We start from the raw sequence: 26,863 nt of genomic DNA, 5'->3' as shown, positions 1-26,863 counted from the left end.
GAATCGGCGGTCTGCCAAGGCCCGTGGGTGAGCGTCAGCGCCCTGCTGCTTCAGGCTCGGCGCTTCAACGCTGACGGACAGAAAACCGATGAAACATGCGACATCTGTATTTAGCTGGCGCTACGACATCTGAATCCGGGTATGACAGCAGATTGTAGTAGCTAAGTTCAGATGTCCGCTTTTGGCTAAGTTCAGATGTCCGTTTTTCGACCCATCGTAAGCTGACCGGCTGCCGGTTGTCCGGCGCTGGGAGCTTCGATGACTGCGACAGAACGGATCACGATGACGATGCGCGAGTTGGACCGATTCAAGGTCATTCAGGACGTAGCTGATGGCAAGCTCAAGCCATGGCGTGCGGCGGAACGGCTGGAGTTGACGACCAGGCAGGTTCGCCGGCTGGTCGCCAGATTACGGGAACACGGGCCTCAAGGCCTCGTGTCGGGACGGTATGCGAAGCCCAGCAACAACCGGCTGGACGCGGTAATTGTGGACCGGGCGCTGTCGATCATCCGCGACCGCTACGCCGATTTCGGGCCGACGCTGGCCTGCGAGAAGCTTTGGGAGTGTCACGGCATTCGGCTGGCCAAGGAGACGGTCAGGAAGCTGATGAAGGACGCTAGTTTGTGGATCCCGCGCTGGCAACGTCCGCCGAAGCCCAGCCTCGCTGTATCACGGTCGGAATTGCGCACCTCTATTCGTCGATGCCCGCCGTGGCAAGTACACCACGGCGGGCTGTGCGACTAACTATCTAAGCAGTTGTCAGTAGACCGACCCTTACCAGACATACCCGGCGCTACCCCCGACAGCCACCGTACCGCGCGTGTTTGTCGAGCCACCGCCTTTGAAAATCCAGCTACCGCCAGGCAGATACGTCGACACGCCCACAGCGAAACCCGTCTGACCAGCATAATTGCCGACCGCCACGCCGACGACCGACTTACCGGGCGCGGGTGCTTGCGGGAGCATCGACAGCGCGACGGCCGAAGCCGAACCGGCGTTCGAATCCTTGCGATACTTTTGGAGGTCGTCCCGAACGCTGTTAACTGCGCTGTTGAACTGGCGTACGTTCACGGCATCGGTCGGAGCCGTACCGTCCGCAACGTTGGTAATCTGACGCTCAGCACCCGGCGCACCAACCGAAACCGTGTTGTCCCGGTCTGCGATTGAATTCGCACCCAGGGCAACCGAATTGTTCGCGGTCACTCGGGAGTTCGCGCCAATTGCAGTTCCATTCGTGCCCGTGACGTTCGAACCATCACCGATTGCGGTTCCGTTCGTGCCTGTCACCTTGGAACCCGAGCCAATGGCTGTTGCGCGATCAGCCGTAACAGTCGAGTTGGTTCCGATTGCCGTGCCATCTTGACCCGAAACGTTTGCGCCGTTTCCCACAGCGGTCCCGTTGGGGACCGACACGACCGAATTGTTCCCTACCGCGGTGCCGGTTTGGTCTGCAACCGTGCCATTCGAACCGGAAGTGGAAATTGTGTCGACCTTCGCTGTGAGAGACGTAAGGTTATTCGAGAGAACGGAAACTTGACTTGCGACGGCGAAAAGCTGCGAGCCGTTGACCGCGTCCGTACTCGTTGCGCTGATTTCACCGGCGGCGACGTTCACGATCTGACGCTCGGCGCCTGCGCTGCCCACGCTCACCACGCCGACGGGTGTGCCCGCGAAGCCGCTGTAGTTGACGCCGTTCAGCGTCGCGCTGCTGACCGTGGTAAACGCGCGCGTCACTGCGCCGGAGCCCAATGCCACGGAATTTGCATCGGCTGCCGAAGCATTTTCGCCAATCGCAATCGCGTTCTGGGCAGTGGCCTGTGCGCGGGAAATTGAAACGCTACCGATCCCGGATGCGACAGAATCCACACCGATTGCCGTCGCGTCAGACGCGTTCGCGCTCGCCTGAAAACCCACCGCCGTTCCGCCAGCGGCTGAACTATTAGTACCGACCGCCGTTGAGAACTCGGAAGTAGTATGTGCCAGCGCACCAATCGCAGTCGAGTCGCCATTCGCTGCGCTCGACCCGCCGCCGTACGCTACTGCTCTGGTGCCGTTTGCCACGGAATTAGAGCCGACCGCCGTCGCATTCCGGCCATTTGCCGTAACCGTATCGCCCAATGCCGTTGCCGCCCCGCCCTGCGCCGACACAAAGACGCCGACTGCAGTGTTCTGGCTCGAACCATCGGCACCGGCAACTGCGGGATACGTTCCCCCCGTGGTCGCCGGGGGTGCCGCCGCAGCACCGCCGATCGTCTCGTTGATACCACCGTTCTGGCCACCGACGGCCAGGTTATCTGCGTATGCCCGCCCCACAGGCAGCAGCATCAGCGCCGTTACCGCCGCCAGCGAAACCCGCAATTTGAGCGGGATGCCAGCCGCCGTCATATTCGCTTTCCCCGACTCGCCGTGTACGGCGCGCGCCTCGGCTGCCTTTGCTAGCACACCTAATCCTCGATTCGAGGCCACCCTGTATTGACTCTTGTTCATTGCGCTTTCCGTTCTGACTTCCCTAGTGGACAAAAGGGAGTTTCCTTTTGCTCTCTTCGTAGCCGCGCCTCAGACAAGCTCGCGCACCGCCCCTCGGATATGCAGCGTCCGCCGCATTTTTTACCGCTACGATCAAAGCCCCTGCCTTACCGGCACCCCGTGTAACGGGTGGAAATCCCGTGTAAGGTCTGCGGAATTATGGGAAACGCCTCTCGCCCCTATGTTTGCCAAATAGGTGAATTTGTTTGCTGCGGGGGAATTCTTTATTTATTGGTCAGTGACCTGGTCTGGTTTGAACTGTCCGCCTTCGTGCCGCGTAAGCTGACCTGTCGCCGGGTGTCCCGCGCCGAGGCTGCAATGGCTGCAACGGTACGGATCACGATGACGATGCGCGAGCTGGACAGGTTCAAGGTCATTCAGGACGTGGCGGCCGGCAAGCTCAAGCCATCGCGTGCGGCGGAACGACTGGAATTGACGACGCGGCAGGTTCGCCGGCTGGTCGCCCGACTGCGTGAACATGGTCCGGCGGGTTGGGTGTCGGGACACCGATCGAAGCCGGCGACCGGTCGCCTGGACCCACGAGCCTCCGACCGGGCGCCGTCGATCATCCGCCGATTTCGGACCGACGCCGGCGTGCGAGAAGCTGTGGCAATGCCACGGCTTTCGGTTGGCCAAGGAGCAGACTCGGACGAGCGGTCCAAGGCACGCTGACGAACGTAAGCGCCCTGCCGCTCCCGGCTTGTTCCTTCAACGCTGCACGACGGAACGACCGATGAGACATGCGACATCTGTATTTAGCTGGCGCTACGAGATCTGAATCCGGGCATGACACGATAAAAAACAGCGTCCGCTCACGCCGGAAACCATTTAAATTATTTACAAATCGAAGTCAATAGACTTTGCTGCAAATCATCTTAGTCTGATTGCATTCCCGCTGCGCAGCGAAAGCCAAATAATCTTAAACTCAAGCAGATAACAATCCAGATCATTGCTAGAAAATATTAAAACCAACGGAATGGAGTCCGCTTTTTCGATTAAATTCATAATCGACATAATTGTTTGTAATTTCGCGTGGCCAGTTTTATCTTCTCGTGCCGGTGACCACACGTTGCTGAGCGCCGCCGGGCAGCATGACTGGGTGCGCACGTCGCAGCAATTCGCCCTCGGGCATCGCAACATTCTCAAATCACGCTGCGTCGATGCAACTTCACCGACACGTCCGGAGCGGCCAACCGAATCATTTCATATTCCTCACCAAATCGTGACTTGATTAACGACTCCGACATGAAAAATTAATCTATCTGAAAATATCTTGTAATTATAAAAACGACCTCCTAGCATGCCTCTGCGGTTCGCGACATGTCTTATATCAACGTCTTCACTGGATTCATTCCTCGAACATTACCCATTCATAATCTGGGGGATTACATGAAGAAATTGTCTCGTCTGCTGCCCATCGCCGCGATTACCATCGCGAGTCTCAGCGCTTTTGCCCAGGCCGGTGACCCGTCGGCCGCGGTCGACAAGGCGCTGCAACTGATCCAGCAGAATCCGTCCGCCTTCAGTCTGGCTACCGGCGGCACAGCACGCACGTTGAAGTTCGCGGGGCCGCAAGCAAGCGCGCCGACGGACGGAGATCAGTTCCAGGTACGCGACGTGATCGTCGATCCCGATGGCACCGAGCACGTGCGCTTCGATCGCTTCCATGCGGGCCTGCCGGTGATAGGCGGTGACGTCGTCGTCCATTCGAACCGCGGGCAGTTGAAGCAGGCGAGCCAGACCCAGCTCGCACCGATCAATCTCGCCGGCACGATCGGCAAGGTCGGAAACCGCTCGGTGGTACGCAACGCGCCCGACGTAGGCGCGGCCACGGCCAAGCACATCGCGGCCGCGCGTTTCGACTCGAACGTGCGTCGCGTCGATGACGCGGAACTCGTCGTGTTCGCACGCGACGTCGCGCCGACACTGGCCTACGCGGTGCGCGTATATGGCAACGCGACCGATGCGCACGGCGATGCCGTGCTGTACTACATCGATGCGCGTACCGGCACCGTGCTCGACTCACAGGACCTGATCAAGACCGCCGCCGCGACCGGCACCGGCCGCTCGCTGTACTACGGCAACCTGTCGCTCACGACGGATCAGACCGGCGCGAACGCTTACCGGATGCTCGATCCGAGCCGCGGCGGCGGCTCGGTCTACGATGGCCGCGGCCTGAGCTCGGACGACGTCGAGCAAGCAACCGACCTGCCGATCTTCACGAGCAGCACGAACGTGTGGGGCAACAACACGACGACCGACCGGCAGACGGTCGCCGCAGACATCGACTACGGGCTCGCATTGACTTGGGACTACTACAGAACGACGCACAACCGCAACGGCATCTTCAACGACGGCCGCGGCGTGAGGAGCTACGCTCACGTCGTATTCAACACGGGCAGCGGCACGACCGGCGCGAACGCCGCGTGGCTGTCTTCGCGCGTGATGGTGTACGGCGACGGCGATCCAGGCACCCGTCTGCCGAAACCCGTCGTTTCGGTCGACGTCGCCGGGCACGAGATGAGTCACGGCGTGACCGAGGCCACCGCCAACCTGAACTATTCGGGCGACGCGGGCGGCCTGAACGAATCGACGTCCGACATTTTCGGCACGCTTGTGAAGTTCTACGCGAACAACCCGAACGATCCCGGCAATTACGTGATCGGTGCGCGCGTGACGAGCGGCGGCCTGCGCAAGATGTACAAGCAGGATCTCGACGGCCGGTCGTTCAGCTGCTACCCGTCCGGTGGCTTCTCGTGGTCGAATCCGCGCCACGATCCGCATTTCACGTCGGGTGTCGGCAACCGCTTCTTCTACCTGCTGTCGGAAGGCCCGGTGGTACCGTCGACCGATACCGGCCTGTCGAGGACGCAGCTGGTGTGCAACGGCGACACGACCTTCAGTGGCCTGGGCCGAGAGAAAGCCGGCAAGATCTGGTACCGGACACTGACCGTGTACCTGAACGCCAACTCGAGCTACCCGAACGCACGGCGTGCGTCGATCCAGGCAACGAACGACCTGTATGGCGCGAACTCGGTTGAAAGCGCAACGGTCGCGCGTGCCTGGAGTGCGGTCGGGGTGAATTGACCGCGCGTGTGTGCGAGCGTTGAACGCCCGGAGATCGCGTGGTGGTATGTCGCTGCGAGGTCACGCGTCGCCCGGGCGAATGACGGGCAGGTATCGCTCGACTGCCTGCACTTGCAGGCGGTCGAGCGGCCGACAATGCTTTCTTGCTGCGGGGACAATGCTCCCCGGTCGAGTGTTGATCAGATACGCTCTCGACCGGCGCCTGACAGTCAATTCAGCGATCGGTGGTAGGTCGCGATATATCGTGCCTGCCCAAGGATGTTTCCATGCATCTGATATGCAACGACCGCTGGACTCGATGTCGATTTCACGTCGACACTCGGGATGGACAGCGCAGACACCGTCACGACATATCGATGCGACTCACCTTTCGGCGGGCATGGCCCGCCGTACTTGGATTCGCCAAAATCCGTCAGCGTCTCGAGCGCACCCGTCGGCATTCGTCCCACATCTCCTGACGCACCCTTCTGAATCGACGTTTCCGAAGGCGGAATATTGACGACTTCCCAATGCGTCCATCCGAGCCCTCCGGTCGGGGCATCAGGATCGTACATGGTGACGACGATGCTTCTCGTTCCAGGCGGAACGTGCGCCCACGAGACTTGAGGCGAGACGTTATCGCCACGACATCCAAAGCCGTTGTAGACCTGCGCGTTCGCAAACTGACCATGGTCGAGGCCGTCAACCTTGACAGTAAGCGGATCGGCAAAAGCCACTGCTGGCACGACTGTGAAAAGTATCGTGGAGCAAATCCTCGATCGCAGAAAGAGACCAAATCGCATGGCGCACTCCTAAGACAGGTTCAGTGTGACGTTTCGTACGACCGGATTGACGCATTCGAGATACAGCGTATGTAACGATCATCGACGCGGATTCTAGACTCGACCTGCAAACATAAGTAGGACCACGGACGTTCCCACCATATTGCTTGGGCGACAACAATCCGCGACGTACAGGAATGTGGATTCACGTCGAGACGAATACAACGACAACCAGATTCGCCCCGATAGTGACGCGCTGAGTCGCGTCGCAAACTCCGCTTGGTCGGGCCGTTGGTGCATTTCGCGCACGAATGTATTGCCCCGTGACTCCATCGACCATGAAACGGTCGCACTCGATAATGGTCACCAGCAACAATCAACCGGGCGCGCAGACTTCCGCGCTCGACACGCGACCTTTCCGCGGCCGGATCACCGACTGCTAATGAAACTCGACATGTCGAAACCCCGTGAAGGTCAGCGCGTGACTAAACCATGTGGCGCCCGACGCGCTGTGTCCCGACCAGATTGTGGTGTTCTCCAAGGTCGGCTGCCCTTACTGCGCGAAGGCGAAAACAATTGCTGTTTGACCGCGAGATGGATTACGTCGACATACCACTCGATCACAAAATCCGCGGAAAAGTACTGAGCGCGGTATTGGGCAGCATGACCGCGCCGCACGTGTTCATCAACGGCCGGTACATCGGCGGAACCGAAGCACTCGAACCATACCTGCAGGGCCAAGTTGCCATACAAGGAAACAAACATGACTCAACTTTTCAAGCCGTTCGATCTCAACGACATTCCGCTCGCGAATCGCATCGTCATGGCGCCGATGACTCGATCCCGCGCGGCAAACAATATTGCCGATGAACGCACCGCCCTCTATTACGCGCAACGCGCGACCGCCGGCCTCATCGTGACCGAAGGAAGCCCTATCTCCCGCGAGGGCCAGGGCTATCTCTTCAATCCGAGCATCTATTCAGACGAACAGGTAGCCGGGTGGAGGCTAACCACGGACTCGGTTCATGCTGTCGGCGGCAAGATTTTCGCGCAACTGTGGCACGTGGGTCGTGTATCGCACACAAGCCTCCAGCCTGATGGTGGTGCGCCACGCAGCGCCACGTCACGGCTTGCAAAAGACTCGATCGTGTTTGCTTACGACGACAACGGGAAGCCGGGGTTCGTCCCGACGTCAACCCCGTCCGCATTGTCGACAATGGAGGTCGAACGCGTGGTCGAGGATTTCGTTTCGGCTGCGGCCAACGCCATCGAGGCCGGATTCGACGGCGTGGAAATCCACGCGGCCAACGGATATCTGTTCGAGCAGTTTCTGAATCCGCTGGTCAACGATCGCACTGACCGCTATTCAGCGACGACGCGCGAAAATCAGTTGCGCTTCGCGCTGGAAGTCGTTGACGGCATTGCCGAACGTATCGGCACCGGCAAGATAGGCATCCGGATTTCACCGTATGGGCAGCTATTCGATATGCCGCACTACCCGGGCATTCTCGATACCTATGGCGCGCTTGCGTTCGAGCTCGGCATGCGGCGCATCGCGTACATCCACGTGATGGATCAGTCGAACGTCTCGGTGGCGCCGAAAGACGACACCGCGTCGGACGATCGCACGATCGAACTGCTGTCGCGCATCAAGCGCGAGGCAGACAACACGCCGATCATCCTCGCAGGAGGGATGACGATCAACCGTGCGCAGGCACTTCTTGATGATGGTCTGATCGATCTCGCCGCATTCGGACAGCCATTCATCGCCAATCCGGATCTCGTGCACCGACTCAAAACCGGATTGCCGCTCGCTACCGCCGATCGAGCAACGTATTACGGTGGCGGCCTGAAGGGCTATGTCGATTACCCGCCGTTCGGTGCGCAATTTGCAGCGGAACCGCTCGAAAACGTCACGTGAACAACGCTGCTGTTCGAACGCCGTCCAAACACCTTTGTGATGCACCCACTCTGACCCACTACATCATGAACACGCTTGCAGGAAAGGTTGCAGTCGTCACCGGCGCAAACAGCGGTATCGGATTTGCCATCGCCTCACGTTTCACCGAAGAGGGAGCCAGTGTCGTTATCGTCGGACGCCGAGCCAGCGCCGTGGACGAAGCGGTTGCACGACTCGGTGAGAATGCCACGGGTGTTACCGGCGACCTCTCCGACCTCACGACACACGAACGTGTTGCGTCACTCGTAGCCGAGCGCTTCGGCAAGGCCGATATCTACGTAGCGAATGCCGGTATGAACGTGATCACGCCATCTGATCAAGTCTCGGTTGAAGAATATGACAGACAGTTCGCAACCAATACCAGGGCAGCCTTTTTTGGTGTGCAGAAGATCGCACCACTACTTAACAACAACGGTTCAATCGTGCTGATCAGCTCGATCGCGAGCAGCAAGGTGCTGGACGGGCATGCCGTCTATGCGGGAAGCAAGGCGGCGCTCGAAGCTTTCGCCCGTAACTGGGCTCTGGAGTTCAAGGAACGTCGCATCCGCGTGAATGTCATCAGTCCCGGTCCGACGGACACCCCGATCCTCGGCAAGCTTGGCATTACGGCAACGGATCGCCCTGCTTTTGAAGCCGTCATGGCGGGCGCTATTCCGTTTGGCCGACTTGGGCGCGCTGAAGAAATTGCCAATGCCGCGCTGTTCCTCGCGGGAGACGAAGGCAGCTTCATTACCGGCGTCAACCTGCGAGTTGACGGGGGAATTTCACTCGTCTGATCCCAAGGCCGGTCTGGATGAATACCGCTGACATTGACCAATCTCTTCGCCCTTGTCAGGATAACGAAGCGATGCGACACGGTCCATCAGGTACATGCAAGCGCCAGCCCGGCAACGCCAGCTGCGTGCCGGGCATCAGCGCCGCATTCACTGCGCGCAGCCGGCCGCGCGAGGCCAGCCATTCGAACGACCACCGCGCTGCCAGTGCCAAGCGAATACGCCACCAGCACGCTGCGCTTGCCGCGATAACGCTCGACGAGTGCGCAAATGTTCTGCACTCGAATCGAGGCGTCCCGCTCAGGCTGGCAGCACAAGCAGCGTGTTGCCGGCCTGCTGGTTCCAGTTGTCGAGCGCCTGCAGATAATCGCCCGCCGGATTCACCTTGAACGCGAGCTTCGCGGACGCCACCGTCACCACGCCCGCCTCCGACAGATTGAAGCCCCACTCCACGCCGCCCAGATAGGCGCTGTGCTGCACATCCACCGCGATCGTCACGAGCCGGACCTGCACCAGTTCGCCCACCCGCGCCGCCATGTGCCGGGGCGTATCGACGATCCATGCGCGCTGGTAGCCCTTGCCGCGTCGCGAGCCCGCGCCTGACAAGGTCTGGACGCCGCTCTGCTTGATCCAGTCACGCAACTGCGGCGTGATGTGCGGCGTCACATCGCGGATTGGCCGGGGCTCGCCAAGATCATTGGTGCCGTACCAGGGCGACACACTGTTGGAATCGAGCGACCAGCCGTTCGCTGCGCGCTCCCGTTCGCGGTCGTTGATCCACTGTCCCTGCGGCCGGATCAACTGGACCAGCCGCACGTTGTCGCTGTCCCGGTCGGCGCGGAACCAGAGCGCCGTATCGACGCCCACGTTGACGCGCCCGCCCACGGGTTCGTCCGGGCTCGAGTTGTAAGGGGCATACACGGCGAACTCGAATTCGCCGCCCGAGGTGGAAATTGTCGTCATCGATTTCTCCTGGATGAATTGAGCCTGCACTGAGTTGGACGTGAGCGCGGCGCGCGCGTGAATGGCGTTGTTGGATAAATTTGGTGGGAGACGGTGACGTTTGCGCTCGAACGCCGATTGGGCACCCCGCTCAACAATTCGGGTTCAGGTGAGTCATCGGGCTGTGCTTCGGAGTTGCCGCCCTTCCTTTGAATTCGTCGTTCTGCGACGAAATGGGCGAGAACTAGCGGCGCGTCAAGAAGGCAGCGGTGGCCGCGACGGAGGGGGCGGAATCCGCGCAGCTACGGTCGGAGAGATGGAAGAAGAACGAGGGGAACGATGGCGTCGGCAGCGCCAATTGCTCGACGACGCAGAACGCCCCGCGCGGCACGCACGCTATCCGAGCGGAGCGCTGACTGTGTGCCGCGAGGTTGCAGGGATGGCACGCGGTGCGGGTCGTATCGCAAGCCGCGCGAGTTCGTGTGGATCCTCCGCTGCGCGATCTTCCTGTGCCTGACGCGGTCCCAAGAGCAGGACCGAAGTAATCGCGCATACGTTGCGCGACGTCCTGCCCGTGCCGCAGCTTCCCAACGATATCGGCGCGGACGAAGCGGCGATTCACGCGCCCTCGCCCCCCCTAACAACAACGACCCGGCGGAACGGCAAACCGTTCCGCCGGACGACTACTCACCGGGTGTACCCGGCGAGATGCCCGTCACCGGTCGTATTCGAGCGATTCGGAGAAGAGCATGTCGCCCGTATCCGACCAGCTCAGGTTCACGAACGAGAAGTCGGTGCTCCCCGTCCAGCCGGCCACCGACGGAAACGCGGCGCCCTGATCAGCCGGCACGTCGAGCTTGATCGCGGCGCCCGGCTGCACCGGCAACGCGCGCGCGGAGCCGTTGACGAACATCGGCGACGGCTGCCCGGCCGCGGTGGCGCGAATCTGCACATTGCCCCGCTTGACGAACGGCACCCCCGCTTTCGACGTCCAGCTCAACGGGAACGTCGTGCCGCCCGCAAAGGTGCCGGCGCTGCCCGGCGTCAGCGCGTCGCGGGTCGACTGCGCGACGTCGTGCCATGCGTACTGCCGCAACGCATCGGGCAACGGCGACGGCGTGCGCAGCCGGACCGTATAGTGCAACGGCGTCGCAGTGTTGCCGTTCTGGTAAACGTCGATCGTGTACGCGCTGAACGGCTTGATGTCGGCGAGCTCGGCGGCGCTCAATTGCGGCTTCGCCCATGCGGTATTGTTGCGCGGCGCATCGCCCGGCCACGAAAACAGGCCCTGGTTGGCCGGATCCTGTGCGGCGCCCGCCAGGCGGTAATTGTTGCGGCACTGGGGAGTCTTCGGCAGCGCGGCAAGCTGAGCCGGCGTCTGCCCGCTCGCAATCTGTGCGCGGATGTTCAGCGTATCGCAGGTGCCGCTCGACGGCTGCAGGAACACGCCATGGCGCAACCCGGGGCCGTTGACGATCGCGAAGTCCACCGGGGCGCCCGCCGCATCGACGGTTCCTACCTGCAGGTTCAGCGAATCGATGAACGCGTTGGTACCCGTCATCGGGTTGGCCGAATTCAGCCAGTCCCACTTCTGCGCGTTCGCGTTCACCTTGCTCAAAACCGCGCGCTGATTGCCGACCACGCGCCACCCCGTATCGCCGCTCGCGAGACTCGCCGCCCGGACGGCGAGCTGCACATGCTGCTGCATGCCGTCGCGAATACCGTCGGTGCGCGTCCACGCGATCTTCACCCACATCGTATCGCCGGCGACGACGCGGATCACTTCCGGCAGGCTGAAGCTCGCGTTGTTCATCGCATCGTCGGCGACGATGCCGGGTGCGCCGCCGCCGGACGGTGCGCCGAACTCCTGGTCGACCGACATTCCGTTGTTCAGATAGGCCGTGGGCACGCCGGTGTTCAACGCGCCCGACGCGACGTCGTCGACGAAGATCAGCCCGCACGCCGGCACCTTGCCGTCCGCGCGCGCGGCGCCGGTCGAGCCGGCGAAGCACTGGTTAAGCGCGCTCTGCAATCCAGCCAGCGCGCTCGCGCTCGGCAGATTCGTCATCGTCACGCCATCGATCGTCGCGACGGCCGGCAGGCTCGCCTTGTCGCCGGCCTGCGGCGCGACGCCGGGCGCGAGCTCGAGCTGCACGGGCGTATCGCTGGACGCACCCGCGACCGAACTGATCTGCACGCCGCCGTTCGGCAATACGTTGATCTTCACCTGGTCGAGCAGTCGGTCGAGTCCCGGTGCACCGGCCGTCAACGGCCCGGAAATCAGGTCGACGCCGGTGTTGCCGGTCGCGGCCAGCAGGTCGGCCAGCACCGCCGAATAGGCCTGCACCGTGCCGGCGACGGCCTGAGCGGTGACCTTGCTTTGCAGCAGCCCGGTGTCTCCGAGCAACTTCGTCGGGTTGTCGCCGACGATGGTCGCAGCGATCGCGTTCGTGACCGGCGTGATGTTGATCGTCTGCGTGCCGCCGGTGGCGCTGAGCGCGATCAGGGTCGCTTGCGAATCGGCGACGTTGCCATAGGCGGACAACGCGAAGGGCGCGGTCAAGCCGGTCACGATGCAATGAAACGCACCGGTCGCGGCATCGGCCGGACAGTCCACCGATTTGCCGGTCGCGTCGAACAGTTTCACGGTCGCGCCCTGCATCGCCGCGCCAGCCGCCGCGACACCGCTGACCGTCTGCGCGGCAGGTTCGGGAGGCGACGAGGACGAACTGCCTCCGCCTCCGCAAGCTGACAGCACGAGCGCTGCAATACCGGACACGACAGGTTTGAGTTTCATTGCTTTTCCCCGAGAGTCTTCTGGTTGTCAGGTGCGATACGCACCGCGCATGCACGCTGGTCGACGGGGATTCTCGCAAAGGCGTTTTTTGTGATCATCATTCAAGTGAATGAAAATCGCGAAACAATGCGACCCTGAATGCAATTCAGCTGTGTTAGCCTGAAAAAAATTCGGTATTCGAATGGATATCGTCATACAAAAACGCCATATACGAAGACCAAAATCGCGATTCGCCGGGGGGCACGCATGTTACGGGACCAACTAATCGGGGACCTCTATGAGGCCGCGCTGCATCCAGATGGTTTTCTCGAGATATTCCATCAGGTATCCGAATCACTCGGCGCAAACGTTTTTCACATGTTCAGCTGGGATGCCGCGCGCAACGCGCCGAAGCTCTCGATCTATTCGCCGCGCGCGGAGCTGGACGGCCTCGTCGCCCTCTACGACCAGTACTATGGCGCGCTCGACCCGCGTCGCGGTTTTGTCGAAAATGCGCCGCTCGGCGAATTCGTGTGCTGCCAGGATCATCTGAGCGAGCGCGACGTCGAACGCAGCGAGTTCTTTCAGGACTATCAGATTCCGTCGGGCATTCGCTATCTGATGGGCGTGCGTCTCGCGCGTCCAGGCAGCGACGACATTCTGCTCGGCTTGCTACGCGCCAATGGCCGACCGCCCTATTCGTCCGACGAACGCGCGACGCTCTCGAGCATGGCGGGACATCTGCAACGCTCGATCAACCTGTGGCAGGACGCGCGCATACTGCATCGCGATGCGATGCTCGGCGCCGAACTGATGGAGGAGCTAGGCTTGTCCGTGTTCGCGCTGGACCGGCATTCGCACGTGGTATTCGTCAACCGCGCGGCCGAAGCGATGCTGCGCGCGACCACCTGCCTGAAGCTCGAACACGGATGCCTCAGCGCCGCGGGGGCACCGCAGAACGATGCGCTGAAGGCGGCGCTGGCCCGCGTCGCGAAGACGCGCAAGAGCGAAAGCCTTGCACTGTCCAGCACGCTGAGCGATGCGCATGAAATCTTTCTCGGCATCGCGCCATTGTCGGGGCAGGCGCTACAGGCGACCTTCGGCGACGCGACGATGCTGATCACGGTCAGGCAACGCAGCGCGGCGCCGCTCGTCGTCGCGCAACAGTTGCGACAGGCGTTCGGCTTGTCGAGCGCCGAAGCGGCCGTTGCGGAAGCACTGCTCTGCGGCAAGACGCCGGACGAATGCGCGGCGAGTACCGGCGTCGCGCTCACGACCATTCGCACGCAGTTGCGCGCGATCTACGAAAAGACCCATTCGCGCAATCAGGCCGAGGCCGTGGGACGCATGCTCTGGGTGCTCCCACAGCGCAAGCGCGAAGGCTGACCCGCCGATACCGCGGGTCGGCCTTCGCCGCGCTGGGCTCACCCGACAATGACCTGCTGCCCCGGCGCGATCTCGCCCGGATTGCCCGCCAGGTTCCGGTTGAGCTGCAGGATCTCGTTGAGCGCGACGTTGATCCGCTGACCGTCGGACATCCGCTGCTGCTCGTCGGCCGGCACGTGGGCCGCGGCAAGCAACGATCCTTCGTGACGTTCGGCGATCGTCCACAACGAATCGCCGGCCACCACGTTGACCGTCAGCGGTGTCGGCGTCGGGCTCGGCGAGTTCGTCGGGGCCTGCGTCGGTTGCGATGGCGCACTCGACGGCTGCGCGCCGGCCGTTGAAGTCGCCGATGCCGATGGCGATGCCGATGCCGATGCCGACGGCGACGGTGCCGCGGACGCACTCGGCTGCGCCGGCGCACTCGTCGCGCCCGGCGACGGCGCGAACGATGCACCCGGCGCCGGTGTCCCCGCATTCGAACCCGACGGTTGCGGCGACGAACCCGGCGGCTTGTGCTTGTCGTCCGGCGCGGTCGCCGACGTGTATAGGTTGATCCCCTGCATGATCCCGAAGATTGCCACCGGCGCCAGCGCGATGCCGGTCGGCAAGCGCTCCATCCACGGCGTCGCATTCGGGAAATGCGAATGCAGCCGCCCGGCGCCGAGCAGCGCGCCGGACGTCGCGATCAGGGAGCCGGTCATCGGATCCCCGGTCAGCGCGGTGTGGGCCCCGGTTGCGATACTGACCGCCGACGTCAGGTAGTCGCCGGTCGCGCTCGCGATCCGCGCGAGTTGACTGCGGTTCTCGGCGTTCACGCCGCGCACGCTGCCCTTGTAGACGATGCCGGTATAGACGGCGCTGAACGCGCCGCCGATCGCCTGTCCGCCGGCGAGCAGGTCGCCGTGCCAGATCGCCCGGCTCGCATTCATCATGATCGAGCCACCGTAGCCGCCGAGCGCCAGCACGCGACCGATCCGCCCAATCGAATGCCGCGGGCTGCCGTGGTGCAGCAGCTTCAGCGACGTCCCGCCGACCACGCCCTGCATCTGCGCGAGCATGTCGGCGGCGATCGCCTTCGTATGCGCGACGGTGTCGTCGAACGACAGCATCCCGTCGTTGTTCAGTGCGCGAAGCTGCGCGGCCATCGCCTTGCCTTCGTGCGCGATCTGCTCGAGCTGCGTGCCGCGCGCGGTCACGTCGAAGCCGTTCGCCTTCAGTTGCGCCTGCAGCCCGCGCACGAGCCGGTCGACGACGCGGTCGAACACGCGCGGATCGCCGTTCTTCAGGCTGGCCACCGCGCCGTGATGCAGCGCCTGGAACACCCGGCCGACCCGCAGCCCCGCATACAGCGAATTCGTCGCGGTGCGCACCGACTCTCGCCCGGCCCAGACGAGGACGCCCGCGCCGGCGCCGCCGGTCAACGTGGCCGCGCTGATGTCGCCGGCGATCCGCCGTGCCGAAGGCGGCGGTGTGTTCTCGCCGATCGGTTCGTCGTGCACCCTCAGCGCATGCAGTTCTGCCTGCGCGCGTTTGTCATCGGGAATGTCGATCTTCCCGAGCTGGGCCGCTTCACGGCGGCTCGCACCGATCGGCTTGGTGCCGTCGTTGATCAGCACCGGATCGCGCACGACCGCGTCCCAATGTTCGCGCGGGTCGGCGGCGGACGGCCGCGTGCCGGTCGTCACGCGGTCGGGCACGTTGCCGCCGTACGCGTCCAGCCAGCGCGCGCCGAACGTGCGTGCGCCCTTGTCCGTCCTGGTGCGCGGCGCGTTGCCGTCGGCCTCCCACAGCCTCGTCGCATGCTCGATCGTCGCCTTGCGCGCCTGGTTCAGCCACACGGTCGTGTTGCCTTCATAGATCTTCTGGCGCAGCGCGGCCACCTCGGCAGGCGTCATCCCGTCCGCGATGCCGATCCGCTCGACTTCCGCGAACAGCAGCTGATGCTGGTTCGCGAGCGTCTGCCGGTCGACGCGCTCGAACACGCGCGTGAGCGCGTCGGCGCCATGCAGGCGATTGATGATGTCGGGCCGGTTGCGGTTTTCGACGATCAGCTTCGCGAGCGCGCCGGTGAGATCCTGGTTGCCGACGAAGTCGGCGCCGTGCGTGCCGTACGACAGCCCCATGTGCACCCATTCGAGCCCCTTGCGCTCGAGCACCGCGCGCAGCAACTTCTCGTGGCCGCCGCCCGGCACCGATTCCGGCACCGCGTCCCAGCCGTGGAACGTGACCATCACGTTCGGCGCCGTCGTATCCGGGTGCGCGTTCGACCAGCTTTCGAGCGCGCTCATGACCCGCACGTAGTCGTGATACGTGTCGTTGGTGCCCGACTGGAACCGGTAGTCGGCGCCGGACACGAGCGCGCGCGACGGCGCGGTCTCGAGCCGGATCGCGAAGCCGGTGCGCGCGGCCTCGTCGAGCCAGCGATGCAGATGCGCGAGATCGTCGAGCGCGAGCGCCGTGCCGTCCGAGTCGCGCGCGGGATGGATCATCCCGTTCGCACCGTCGAACACCGCGTTCTTCTGGTCGCCGAGCGCACGCACCGCGCGCAGGAAGTCGGGATCGTGCGCCTTGCCGAGTACCGCGGCGAGCGAATGCGGATCGACCACAAGCGTGGCGACCGGCATCACGCCGCCGTACCGCTCGACGAGCGCGCCCATCAGCGCCGGATCGTCGCTCAGCGAGAACGAGCGCGCCATCGGCACCATGCGGTCCTGCAACGCGTCGTCCGAGCGCGTGAAGATCTGCCGGATCCGCTTGTCGGCGACGGTCGCCGCGCCCAGGTTGCGCGTGTGCGCGCGCAGCTTGCCCGGCACCGGCAGGAAGCGCGACGCCGACGTCGACACGTCGCGCGCGACATACAGCTTGTTGAGCAGCGTGCGCCACATGCCCACGTCGACCATCACGGCCTGCGGCTCGCCCTTCAGCACGAGGTTCACGTTGCCCGGCCGCTGCGCTTGCGTGTTGTACGCCTCGATCTGCTCGTGCGTCGCGAAATACTGCTCGGGCTTCGCCGCGCCGTTGCGCAGGCCGAACTGGACGACGGTGGCCGACGACAAGCCCGGCTGATACGGTTCGATCGACAGCGGCGCGGGCGCGGCGCCGTTGCGCCGCAAGCGCCGCAGGTCGCCGAGCACCTCGTTGTAGCCGTGCCGCGTGCGGGCCGCGAGCGCGCGGAACGGCGCCGAGTTCAGGCTGCGCGCTTCCGCATCCTTCCATTGATCGTGCAGCGCCTGCGCGCGCGCTTCGAGCGCGGCGACGCGGGTCGGCCGCGCGCTGTTCAGGAACTCGCGCGGCGACAGTTGCGTGAGCAGGAAATGCACGTCCGTTCCGAAGCGGTCGTTGCCGATTGGCATTTCGTCGAGCGGCACGCCCCGATGGTGCAGGTTGTTGACCTGCGGGACCTTGTCGAACCAGCGCATCTCGCCGTTGCGCTCGGCGATCACGCCGAGCGGGTCGCCGAGCGCCTCGGCCACCGCCCCGTCGGTCCTGAACACGTAGATCACGTGGCGGCCGCCGTCGAGCGCGCCGTTGCGGATCGCGCTCAGCAGGTGCGACACGCTGTTGCCGCTGAAGTCGACCGCGTTGAGCGCGGACTTGTCCGACGGCAACAGGTGCGGATCGACCGGCGGCAGCGGCGTGGCGTTCGCGGCGTTCGCGTCGTCACCCTCTTCCGCGCGCGAGAGCGGCCGGCGCACCGGCACGATCGACTGGAACAGGTCGCCGGCCGAGCGGAACGGCTTCTTCTCGACGGCGGGTGCCTCCTTCGCCGGCCGGAATCCCCCGATGCGCTCGACGGTCGCCGGCGTCACGTCGCTGACGACGAAGCGGATGCCGCGGCGCGGCGACCGGCCGACCGGAATGCCGCCCCGGCGGCGACGTCGGAACACCGTGCGCAAATTCTGCTCGGGAATCTCGGTATCGCCGACCGACGCCTTCTCGAAGTACTTCCACTCGTGGTTCGTGTTGAGTTCCGCATGGCCGAGCACCTTGCCCGTCTCGTCGTCGACCACGTGAATCCAGCGTTGCTCGCCGGACACCGCGCGCACGGCCTGGCGCGGCCGCTTGAAGACGGGCGCGTCCTGCAGCTTCGACACGTCGGCGGCGAGCGTCTGCTCGACGGGATGGCCCGACGTCGTCACCGGCCACGACGTCTTGCCGTCCGGCGTCTCGATCTTCGACGGGCCGCCGAACTGCACGAGTTCGTCGTGCGCGACCGGCGATACGTAGAAATCGTACTTGCCGCGTGCGCGTCTGCCGCCGCTGCCGGCGTGCTCCAGCGCCTTGTTCAGCGCGTGCGGTACGCGTTTGCCGTTCAGCATCCGCACCGGGCCGAGTGCGCCGTTTGCATCGGTCTCGAGCACCGCGACGAATGTCGGTGCCGGATGTTCGTCACTCCCGGCGGGCGGCTCGGCATGCGACGTGATCAGCACATGCGCGTTGGGGCCGAGCTGACGAGCGAGCCCGTCCAGCGTCGGCGCATGCCGGCCATCGACGCGCGTGAGCGTGCGGCGGCCGAGCGTGTCGAGCCATGACGCGGCACGCGCCTGCGGCGTGTCGGCCACGGCGCTACTTTCCGGTGTGGCTGGCACGGCCGAACGCCCGGGCACGGCGGCAGGCGTCGAGCCGGACGGGTCGCCCGCGGCGCTCGCGAGACGGCTGCCCGGCCCTGCCGGCCCGATCATCGGCCAGGTCGGGCTGCCATCGACCGCGCCGACCGCACGCGTTCCGCCGGCATGCACGGCCGTATAGCCTTCCGGCAAGCCCGAACGATCGACGCCGGCAAGTTGGTACGACACGTCGCCGGTCGCCGGATCTCGGGTTCGCACGACATACATGTCGACGCCGGCCGGCTTGACCAGCTCGCCGCCGTCGGGCGTGGTGATGCGCAGCGCGCTCGCCGGATCGTGTCCAAGCGCCGACAGCAGCACGACGTCGGTCGGTGCGGCTGCGTCGACGGCAGCCAGGTTCGCGGTGGCGCTGGCCGCGACGCGCTCCTGCGGCGTCAGGTCGCCCTGTGCGAACGCGGTGCCGTCCGGCAACGCGTCGGTCGGCACGTATGCGTGATTGCGCGGCCCGGTTTGCGCGGCATCGAGTGCGTGCCCGAGTTCGTCGTGCGCGACCGTCCGCGCGCCTTCCGGCAACGCGAGCGGCGCATCGGCATCCGCGCGGCCCGGCGCGTGTGTGGCGGCCGCCGCCGGTGCGTCCGGCACCTTCCCGCCGAACCGGAACCAGCCCGCCTCGGGATCGAGCGCGCCGAAATCCGTACCGCTGCCGAGTTCGATGCTGCCGTCGCGCGTCACGAATTCGACGCGCAGGTCGGTCAGCCCGGCCGCGTCGAACGCCTGCATCACGTCGTCGATCACGCGGCTCGGTTCGGGGCCGTCGAGGAAATAGCTCGGCCAGTGCTGGCTCACGGTGCCGCCGGGTTGCGTGACGCGGGCGGCGTCACCGATCACGGCCGGCCGGTCGGCCAGCGCGGTGCGGAACGGATGGTCGAGCGTGACCGATTCGAACGTGTCGTCCGGAATCGCGGTGAAGTCGTAGTCGGGATCGGCAAACGTCGGATCGGCGACGCGCGGCACCGTGGGACGCGGCGGCGGATCGGCGATCGGGCGCGACGCGGTGCGGGTGGTCGTCGGCGCCGGTTCCGCGTGCGGCCCGGCCGGCAGCGCCGGGCGGCCCGCGCGTGCCGGGTCGCCGCGGAAGCTTTGCATCGGCAGACGATCCCTGTCGACCTGGCCCGTCAGTCGCGTTCCACGCACGGTGGCGGAACCGTCGCGTTCCACGAGCAGGATGTCCGGCGGCGCCCAGACCGATATCGGCCGCCCTGTGAGCTCGGACAGACGCTGGGCCAGCGCCGCCGCGAACGTCGTGCTCGCGGCCCGCACCTGGCCCGGCGCCACGCGCAGTGGATCGTGCTTGTTCGATCCGCCGAAGCACGAATACAGCGTGACGTCCTGCCCCGGCTCGAGATGTGGCGCGACGCGCTCGGCCACCTCGTCCGGCGTGAGCGGCCGGCCTTCCGGGCCGAGCATCGTGTCGGCCGACATCCCGTGTCCGAACACCACGTGATGACCGGGCGGCGACATCAGCCCGCGCGCGCCGATCGGATGCAGCGGATCGTCGGGCGGCATCAGCAGCGTGTCGGCCGGGCGCAGGAATTCGGGATGCTGCGTCGCGTCCACGCCCGTCACGTCGTCGAACCCGGGCTGCAGCACCGACTTGCCATGGACCGTCGTCGTGACCACGCCACCGTTGGCGATCTTCCGGTCCGTATAGACGCGGCTGGTCGGCGGATAGATTTTCTCGGTTTTCCCGGACAGGCCATCGTCGGCCTCGGCTTCGGCGAGCTGCTCGGTGCGCGCGGCCCATTCGTCCGCCGTGAAGATCTGCCCCGGCTCGATCTCCACGAGCGGGGTCGGCTGGTAGACCGGCGGTTCGCTCGCGTCCGGCTCGGGCGCGAGCCGCGGATGCGCGGGCTCGCCGGGCGTCACGCCCCGCCGGCCGGCATCGCCCGGCGCCGCACCGGCGCCGCGCCGCCCGCTGTCCGCGTTCGGATCGATCTGCGTGTCGATCGGACGCACCGGCTCGACCGGCGCATCGTCATGCGCGAGCGGGCGCGACGGCGGTCCGCCGCGCTGCGCGAACACCGTCGGCGGGTCGCTGGCGTCGGGCGCCTCGGGCACATGCAGATAGAGCCGCGTCGCGACGTCGGGATCGTGCGCCGGCACGCCGATATCGTCGTCGAGCGGATAGAGTTCAAGCGCACCGGTGCCGCGCACCGAGTTGGACGAGATCGACGCGATCACCGGCGCCTGCAGTTCATACGCGAGCTCCTGCGCAAACGAATAACCGCCGGAAGCGAGATAGCAGCCGGTCAGCAGCACGCCGTTGCCTTCCGTATAGGCCGGATCCTCCAGCATCCTGCGCGCGAACTCCTTCGGCGCGATCGTCTTGCCATTCATGATGGCGATCGAGCTGTCCCAGCTGACGTCGCTCGGCTTCGTGCCGTGCGATTCGACGATATCGAAACCCGACACCTTCAGGAACTGCCGCGCGCTCGCGTGGCCGAGCAGGTTCACGACACTCGAACCCGGCACGGGCCGCAGTTCCAGCGGATTGACGCGAACCGGCTGCGCGCGGCCCGGCGAGAACTTGCCGTTCACGTCGGGTTCGATCTGGAAGCGCGCGAGCCGGCGGTTCGGGTTGGGCAGCGCACGCCACCATCCGGCCGTATCGTCGTCGCCCAGCCGGCCGAATACCGGCGCCTGGATCAGGTCCGCGAACTCCTGCAGCAACTCGGGGTTGGCGCCGCTGCGCGGCCCATCCAGCGCGATCGGCGTGCCCGGCGTATAGCCCTTCCACGCCAGATCCTCCAGCGCGTGCGTCATCTCGAGCGCGCTGGCGGACCGGCCGCTGCGCGGATTGATGATCGACCCGCGTTTCGTCAACATGCGCCACACGTACACGCCGAGCGGCACCCGCACGTCGCCCGCGGTGGCGCTGCCACCCCACTGATTCGACACCGGGCGCGGCGCGACACCGCTCCAGTTGACCGGATGCGCGCCCTGGTCGATGACCGCCAGCGCCGGCGAGAACCGGTAGGTGCGCGGTCCGCTGCTGACCGAATGGTCCGGCACGCCGTCCCGATCGGGCGCACCGGGCTCGATCAGGATGCCGCTCGTATAACCGGAATCGGGACTGCCGTCGGTGCGATAGCGCGGCGAACGCCATGCGACGAAGCCGCTTGCGCCGTACACGTCGACGCCCAGCACGTTCGCGAGCAATTGCGCAAGCGGACTCACGCGCGAGCCGGCGCCGCACGCATAGAGGATCACCGGCGATTTGCCGTCCCAGCCGCTCTGGCGCACCATTTCGGCCATGTCTTCCACACTCATCGCCTTGCCGGTCGCGCTCGCGAATGCATCGGCCCACGCGTGCGCGTACACGGCGAAGTAACCGGGCGGCACCGGCATCAACGGCCGCTCGCCCGGCGGCAGCCGGTTCTCCGGCTGGCCCGCGTTGTTCGAATAGATCGCGAGGTCGGCCTCGCGGCGCGGATAGGCGGCCCACTGCGTTTCGCTCATGCCGAACGGCGCGTTGATCACGTCGACGCGCCGGCCGTCCTCGCTGCGGATCAGCGGCTTCTGCGGATCGAAGCCGCGCGGGTACACGACGCGCAGCGTGCGGTCGTACGCATCGTTCATCGACAGCATGAACGCATCGCCGGCGTCGGTCAGCCCGACATGGCCGACGACCGCTTCGGGCGGCACCGTGCCGTCCGCGGCGAGCGCGCGCTGATCGACCAGCGCGATCCGGTAGCGGCCACCCGCGACGCCGTCGGCGCCGACCATCAGCGCGTCGTGGTACGTCGTGTAGCGCGTCACGCCGATCGTGCCGTCCTCGTCCGGCGCGGCGGCCGCGCGCGCCGCGGCGTCGTCGGCCGCCTTCGCGCGCCGCCCGTCCGCCTTCGCCGCGTTCATGTCGTCGAGCAGGTTGCCCTTTTTGGTTGCGGGCAGCCCGTCCTCCTCGGGGTTGCGCACGTTGCCTTCGGCGTCCTCCAGCGCATACACGTAGTACTCGACGTCCTCCAGCCGATTGCCGCTCTGGAGGATCCGCACGAGCACTTCGCTCAGCATCGCGCGATCGGCCGCGATACGCGCGGGAATCTCCCACGACGCGGGGTGTGCGCCGTTGGCCGGCACGCCGGCCTTGGCCGTCGGCGACGCTCCCTCGCCCGCCAGTGCGTCGGCGACGGCCGGCGTCGCCGCGCCGTCGATCGGTTCACCGTCGGGCGCGAGCCGCAACGTGATCGCGTCGTCGTCCGGCGTGCCCTGCGTACGGCGCGCGCGCAGCCAGTCGGAGAAGCGCGCGCGCAACCCCTTGTCGGCCGGCGCGACCGTGCCGCCGTCGTCGGCCGGTTCGCCGAAAGTGTGCGCCTGGTCCTCCGCGTGCTGCCACGGGTTGCCGACCTCACCGACCGCGAGACGCTGGTTCGCCAGCCCGTTGGCGAACATCGCGTTCGCGACGTCGAACGCGACCGGCCGCGGCATCGTCGGCGGCGCGGGCGTTTTCGTGATCGCGCGGATCGGCCGCTCCATCAGCGTGTGCGAGCCGAGCCCCATCTGCGCGACGCCGATGCCGAGGTTCAGCAGTTGCTGCGCGCGGTCGGATTCGGACAATGCGTCCCAGTTCTTCACCAGCGACGCACCCTGGTCGAGCATCTGGTAGCCGCCGACCACGCCGCCCGACACGTTGAGCACGCCGGACGTGCGGCCCGTCGTCTGCGCGAGCGACTGGAACGCGTCGGCTTCCTGCGCGAAGCGGCCGAGACCGGCCACGTCGGCCGTCACGCCCTCGCCGCGTGAAGCCACCGTGAGCAGATCCGACACCTGTCCCGTCGTACGCAGCAGCGACGAGGCCTCCGCGAGCGACTTCGCCGCGATGCCGAGCCCGCCGCCCGCGATACCCGCGCCGCTGCCGATCAGGCTGATCCAGTCGCCGCGCGCCTGTGCGTTGCCGAAGCTGGTCGACTGGCCGTGATCGCTCAGGTTCTTCAGGTCGGCGATCGCGGCCGGCACGCCGACGGCCATGCCCGCACCGACCGCCGTCCACGCGGCGCCGAGCAGCAGGCCGCCGACCGGCGCGCCGATGCCGCTCGCGACCAGCACGGCGCCACCGGCCGCCGCGAGAATGCCGGTGCCCATCTCGACGTAGTGTTCGAGGTGCTGATACCACTCCGTCTTGTGCGCGTCGATCGATTCGTACTGCGAGTAACCGCCGGTCGCCCCATCGGTCGTCAGGCTCTTCGGCACGTAGAGCTTGCCGTCGTCCGACAGCGCGTTGTTGTGCTGGTAGTCGTCGACGGTGTCGTACTTCCAGCCGCGATCGTCGATCAGCTTGTACTGGTCCGGATGGCCTTCGACCTGCACCTTGAACAGTGCGCTCGGCGCGGTACCCGTTCCCTTCGACACGTAGTAGATCGGCACCAGCGACACCACGGCATGATCGCCGCCGACCTTGCGGATCTGGTCGACGACGGCCTGGATCATCTGCGTCGTCGCCGAGTTCTGCGCGTACAGCGAGCGGCTGTTGACGGCCGTACCGTTCGGGAGCTGGCCGTTGCTCACGATCAGCTGCTCGAGCTGCGCCATCGACGGCACATCGTTCCGGTCGGTCGGCACGGCGCCGGGGTCGTCCGGCTGCAGCCCGAGCCCCGCGCCGACGAAGTTCGTCATCTGGTCGGAGCCGGTCGTGAACGTGTAGGACTTGTCGCCGAAGTTCTTCTGGAAGTCGTCGAAATACGCCTTCAGCTGCTTGTCAGGATCGGCCTGGAACAGCTTGTAGCTGGCGTTGGCGGTTTCCTTCTGCTGCTTGCTCTGGGCATTCTTGATGCCCTGGTCGTAACGCAGCTGGAAGTCGTTCGCGAAACCCGAGCGGAACCGGTCGTCGTTCTGCATCTTCGACAGCAGCGACTTCGACAACGCCGGATCGACACCCGACGACAGCGCCTGGCGCACGCCGTCGAACCCGTAGCCGGTATCGCTGCCGCGCAGCGTGTAGATCAGCGTCTTCGCGTTGCCCTTGTCGTCGAGCAGCCAGTTCGCGACGTCGTCCTCGCGCTGCACGGGCACGCCGCTCTCGGTCGGCTGCTGGTCGGCGAGCCCGACCGCCGTGCTGAGCCCCTTGTAGAACTCGATGCCGTCGCCGTAGGGCTGCGGCGTGCCCGTGTTCGACTGCGTCCACTTGTTGCCGAAATCCTTCTTGACCGTGTCGAGCACGACGCCCGCGAATTCGGGCGGCGCATTGGCGAGGATGTCCTGCATCCACTTGCCGGCCTTGTCGGCATTCATCCTGCCGTCGGCACGCGCCTGCATGCTCGCCTGATCCGTCGCCTGCGAATCGGGCTTCTGCATCAGCGGATCGATCTGCGAGTGGATGAAGCTCGCGTTGAAATGCGGCTGGCCGGCCTGCGTCCACAGCGTCTGGCGCTCGTCCAGCGAGAACGACGCGTTCATGTTGGTCTTCAGCACCTGAAGCGCCGCGCCGGGATTGCTATCCGGGCCCTGCATCAGTTGCGTGACCTGCTGCTGCGTGTACTGGAGCCGCACCTCGGGCGCCGCCGCGAGCAACGTCTGGACCTTCTGATAACCGGGATTGTTCTTCTGCGCCTGAGCCTGCGCCATCGCATACGCGAACACGCCGCCCGCCTGGTCGATCTTCGCGTTCAGCGCCTTCGCCTCCGCATCGCTCAGCCCGTCCGTGTTGACCTTGATACCCGTCATCTTCACGAACGCTTCCGCGAGCGGATTCTGCTGCGCGAGCGCCTTCTCCTGCGTCGACAGCTTCGGGTCGTTCGGATCGACGCTCACACCGGTGTCCTGCAGCAGCGCGAACGTGACCGGATCGGATTGCGCGAGCTGCTTCATCTGCGGCGACAGCGACGGATCGTCGGGATTGATCGTCGCAATCGTGCGCTTGAGCTGGCTCTGCTCGCCGAGCGCGTCGACGAGGCCGGTGTACCACATGCCGTCGTGATTCTGCTTCACCGACGCGACGACCTGCTTCTGCTCGTCGGCCGTCACGTAGGTCAGCGCGGTGTCGTCGCCGCCCGTCACGACCTTGTCGTACTGGTTCTGCGCCTGCGACAGCTCGCGCGTGATGTCGGCCTCGTCGGCGCGGCGCAGCCCGCCCGGCTCCTTCTGCCACGCCGCGTAATCGGCCTTCGCGTTGTCCAGTCGCAGTGTCGCGGCCGACGTGCTGTATTCGTGGCGCAACGAGGTGGTGAGCGCGGTGTACGCGTTGTTCGCGTTCGTGTCGGCGGTGCTGGCGGTCTCGCGCAGTTGCGCGCCGATGTCGGGATCCGCGCGCCGGATGCCGCCCGGCAACGCGTTGTACCGCTGCACGTCGGCGTTCGCGTCCTGTTCCTTCTGCCACGCCATCGCGAACTGGAACGCCTTCACGTTGGTCGCCCGCTCGGGCGCCGATTCGGCCGACACCGCCTTCTGCGCGTCGTCGAGCACCGAGCCGAGCACGGGATCCTTCGGCGATGCATTGCGCAGATCCGAGGCCACGCCGGCGATCGCCTTGTCCTTGTCGCCGCCGCCCTCGGCCGCGACGCGCATCTGGTTCTCGACGGCCGCCTGCACCGCGCCCCATGCGGTTTCGGCCTTCTTCACCTGCTTGTCGAGATCGGCCTGGGACGCGCCCTGGTCGTGCAGGCGCTTGAGCGCCGCCATCTCGGCCTGGGCGAGCTGGAGCAGGCGCTGCGTCTCGGCCTGCGCGGCCGCGAGGGCCTGCTGTTCCGCCGTCTGGGCCGGCGGGGCGCCGCCGGTCCCGTTCTTCGGCGCCGGATCGTCGTCATTCGGCGGCTGCGGCACGCTGACCGGCCCGCCCCCGCCCACTGCCATCAACACCATGTCCGTTCTCCCGCGGCATGCGTGACGGGCCGGCACAGCGGCAGGCAAGCCACGCGCAATGGTCCATTGTGCCGAACGCTCGCGGGTGAAAAAGTCGCGCATTACGTAGTCGCCGGGGCGGTTGCGGCGGCGCGGGGAGACGCTTGCTACGAACGCGCTGGTGCATGGCCGCCGCTTGGTCGATGATTGCCGTCGGCGGAAAAATTTGCCGGTTGTGTCGGCGTGCGTCATAA

Annotated in this window: 10 protein-coding genes and 1 pseudogene; 6 read left to right on the top strand and 5 right to left on the bottom strand. The window is 65.5% G+C overall.

The annotated features are described in order from the left end of the window. Positions 1–258: 258 nt before the first annotated feature. Positions 259–654 (top strand): annotated as a pseudogene (locus tag ABIC50_RS20345) (helix-turn-helix domain-containing protein); the annotation flags it as partial. A gap of 120 nt (positions 655–774) precedes the next feature. On the opposite strand, the gene ABIC50_RS20340 reads toward ABIC50_RS20345, so the two are convergent. Next, on the bottom strand, positions 775–2,487 hold the full coding sequence (locus tag ABIC50_RS20340) for a YadA family autotransporter adhesin (RefSeq protein ID WP_354166491.1): 1,713 nt from the start codon (positions 2,485–2,487) through the stop codon (positions 775–777). A 357-nt stretch (positions 2,488–2,844) separates the two neighbouring features. Here ABIC50_RS20340 and ABIC50_RS20335 point away from each other — a divergent pair, with 357 nt between their 5' ends. Both ABIC50_RS20335 and ABIC50_RS20330 read left to right on the top strand, forming a co-directional pair. Further along, positions 2,845–3,198 carry a helix-turn-helix domain-containing protein gene (locus ABIC50_RS20335; RefSeq protein ID WP_471685730.1) on the top strand — a complete coding sequence of 118 codons (354 nt, stop codon included), beginning with the start codon at positions 2,845–2,847 and terminating at the stop codon, positions 3,196–3,198. Positions 3,199–3,915: 717 nt separating this feature from the next. Continuing rightward, positions 3,916–5,613 carry a M4 family metallopeptidase gene (locus ABIC50_RS20330; RefSeq protein ID WP_354166489.1) on the top strand — a complete coding sequence of 566 codons (1,698 nt, stop codon included), beginning with the start codon at positions 3,916–3,918 and terminating at the stop codon, positions 5,611–5,613. Between the two features lie 209 nt (positions 5,614–5,822). Here the strand turns inward: ABIC50_RS20330 and ABIC50_RS20325 are convergent, their stop codons facing one another. Beyond that, entirely contained in the window at positions 5,823–6,395 is a 573-nt protein-coding gene (locus ABIC50_RS20325) for a YbhB/YbcL family Raf kinase inhibitor-like protein (protein WP_175663794.1), read from the bottom strand. A gap of 742 nt (positions 6,396–7,137) precedes the next feature. Between ABIC50_RS20325 and ABIC50_RS20320 the strand changes: the two genes are divergently transcribed. Further along, positions 7,138–8,295, top strand: coding sequence for an alkene reductase (locus ABIC50_RS20320; protein WP_354166487.1), 1,158 nt, complete (start codon positions 7,138–7,140; stop codon positions 8,293–8,295). A gap of 65 nt (positions 8,296–8,360) precedes the next feature. Further along, positions 8,361–9,110, top strand: a complete 750-nt coding sequence (locus tag ABIC50_RS20315; protein WP_175733218.1) for an SDR family NAD(P)-dependent oxidoreductase — start codon at positions 8,361–8,363, stop codon at positions 9,108–9,110. Positions 9,111–9,407: 297 nt separating this feature from the next. Here the strand turns inward: ABIC50_RS20315 and ABIC50_RS20310 are convergent, their stop codons facing one another. Together ABIC50_RS20310 and ABIC50_RS20305 are read right to left on the bottom strand one after the other, a co-directional pair. After that, entirely contained in the window at positions 9,408–10,070 is a 663-nt protein-coding gene (locus ABIC50_RS20310; protein ID WP_165753121.1) for a hypothetical protein, read from the bottom strand. Between the two features lie 694 nt (positions 10,071–10,764). Then, entirely contained in the window at positions 10,765–12,846 is a 2,082-nt protein-coding gene (locus ABIC50_RS20305; RefSeq protein WP_354166485.1) for a hypothetical protein, read from the bottom strand. Between the two features lie 246 nt (positions 12,847–13,092). Here ABIC50_RS20305 and ABIC50_RS20300 point away from each other — a divergent pair, with 246 nt between their 5' ends. Continuing rightward, entirely contained in the window at positions 13,093–14,211 is a 1,119-nt protein-coding gene (locus tag ABIC50_RS20300) for a helix-turn-helix transcriptional regulator (protein ID WP_354166483.1), read from the top strand. A gap of 38 nt (positions 14,212–14,249) precedes the next feature. Here ABIC50_RS20300 and ABIC50_RS20295 read toward each other — a convergent pair whose 3' ends face one another. Continuing rightward, positions 14,250–26,630, bottom strand: coding sequence for an LWXIA domain-containing protein (locus ABIC50_RS20295; RefSeq protein WP_354166481.1), 12,381 nt, complete (start codon positions 26,628–26,630; stop codon positions 14,250–14,252). Positions 26,631–26,863 lie beyond the last annotated feature (233 nt).

The organism is Burkholderia sp. 567, assembly GCF_040545115.1.
In the GTDB taxonomy this organism is placed as follows: domain Bacteria; phylum Pseudomonadota; class Gammaproteobacteria; order Burkholderiales; family Burkholderiaceae; genus Burkholderia; species Burkholderia ambifaria.
This window is presented reverse-complemented; position numbering and strand designations above follow the sequence as displayed.

Excerpts from the sequence above, each read along its gene's own strand:
- ABIC50_RS20330 (WP_354166489.1), top strand. The coding sequence starts at position 3,916 with ATGAAGAAATTGTCTCGTCTGCTGCCCATCGCCGCGATTACCATCGCG.
- ABIC50_RS20310 (WP_165753121.1), bottom strand. The coding sequence starts at position 10,070 with ATGACGACAATTTCCACCTCGGGCGGCGAATTCGAGTTCGCCGTGTAT.
- ABIC50_RS20295 (WP_354166481.1), bottom strand. The coding sequence starts at position 26,630 with ATGGTGTTGATGGCAGTGGGCGGGGGCGGGCCGGTCAGCGTGCCGCAG.
- ABIC50_RS20320 (WP_354166487.1), top strand. The coding sequence starts at position 7,138 with ATGACTCAACTTTTCAAGCCGTTCGATCTCAACGACATTCCGCTCGCG.
- ABIC50_RS20305 (WP_354166485.1), bottom strand. The coding sequence starts at position 12,846 with ATGAAACTCAAACCTGTCGTGTCCGGTATTGCAGCGCTCGTGCTGTCA.
- ABIC50_RS20300 (WP_354166483.1), top strand. The coding sequence starts at position 13,093 with ATGTTACGGGACCAACTAATCGGGGACCTCTATGAGGCCGCGCTGCAT.
- ABIC50_RS20325 (WP_175663794.1), bottom strand. The coding sequence starts at position 6,395 with ATGCGATTTGGTCTCTTTCTGCGATCGAGGATTTGCTCCACGATACTT.
- ABIC50_RS20340 (WP_354166491.1), bottom strand. The coding sequence starts at position 2,487 with ATGAACAAGAGTCAATACAGGGTGGCCTCGAATCGAGGATTAGGTGTG.
- ABIC50_RS20315 (WP_175733218.1), top strand. The coding sequence starts at position 8,361 with ATGAACACGCTTGCAGGAAAGGTTGCAGTCGTCACCGGCGCAAACAGC.
- ABIC50_RS20335 (WP_471685730.1), top strand. The coding sequence starts at position 2,845 with ATGGCTGCAACGGTACGGATCACGATGACGATGCGCGAGCTGGACAGG.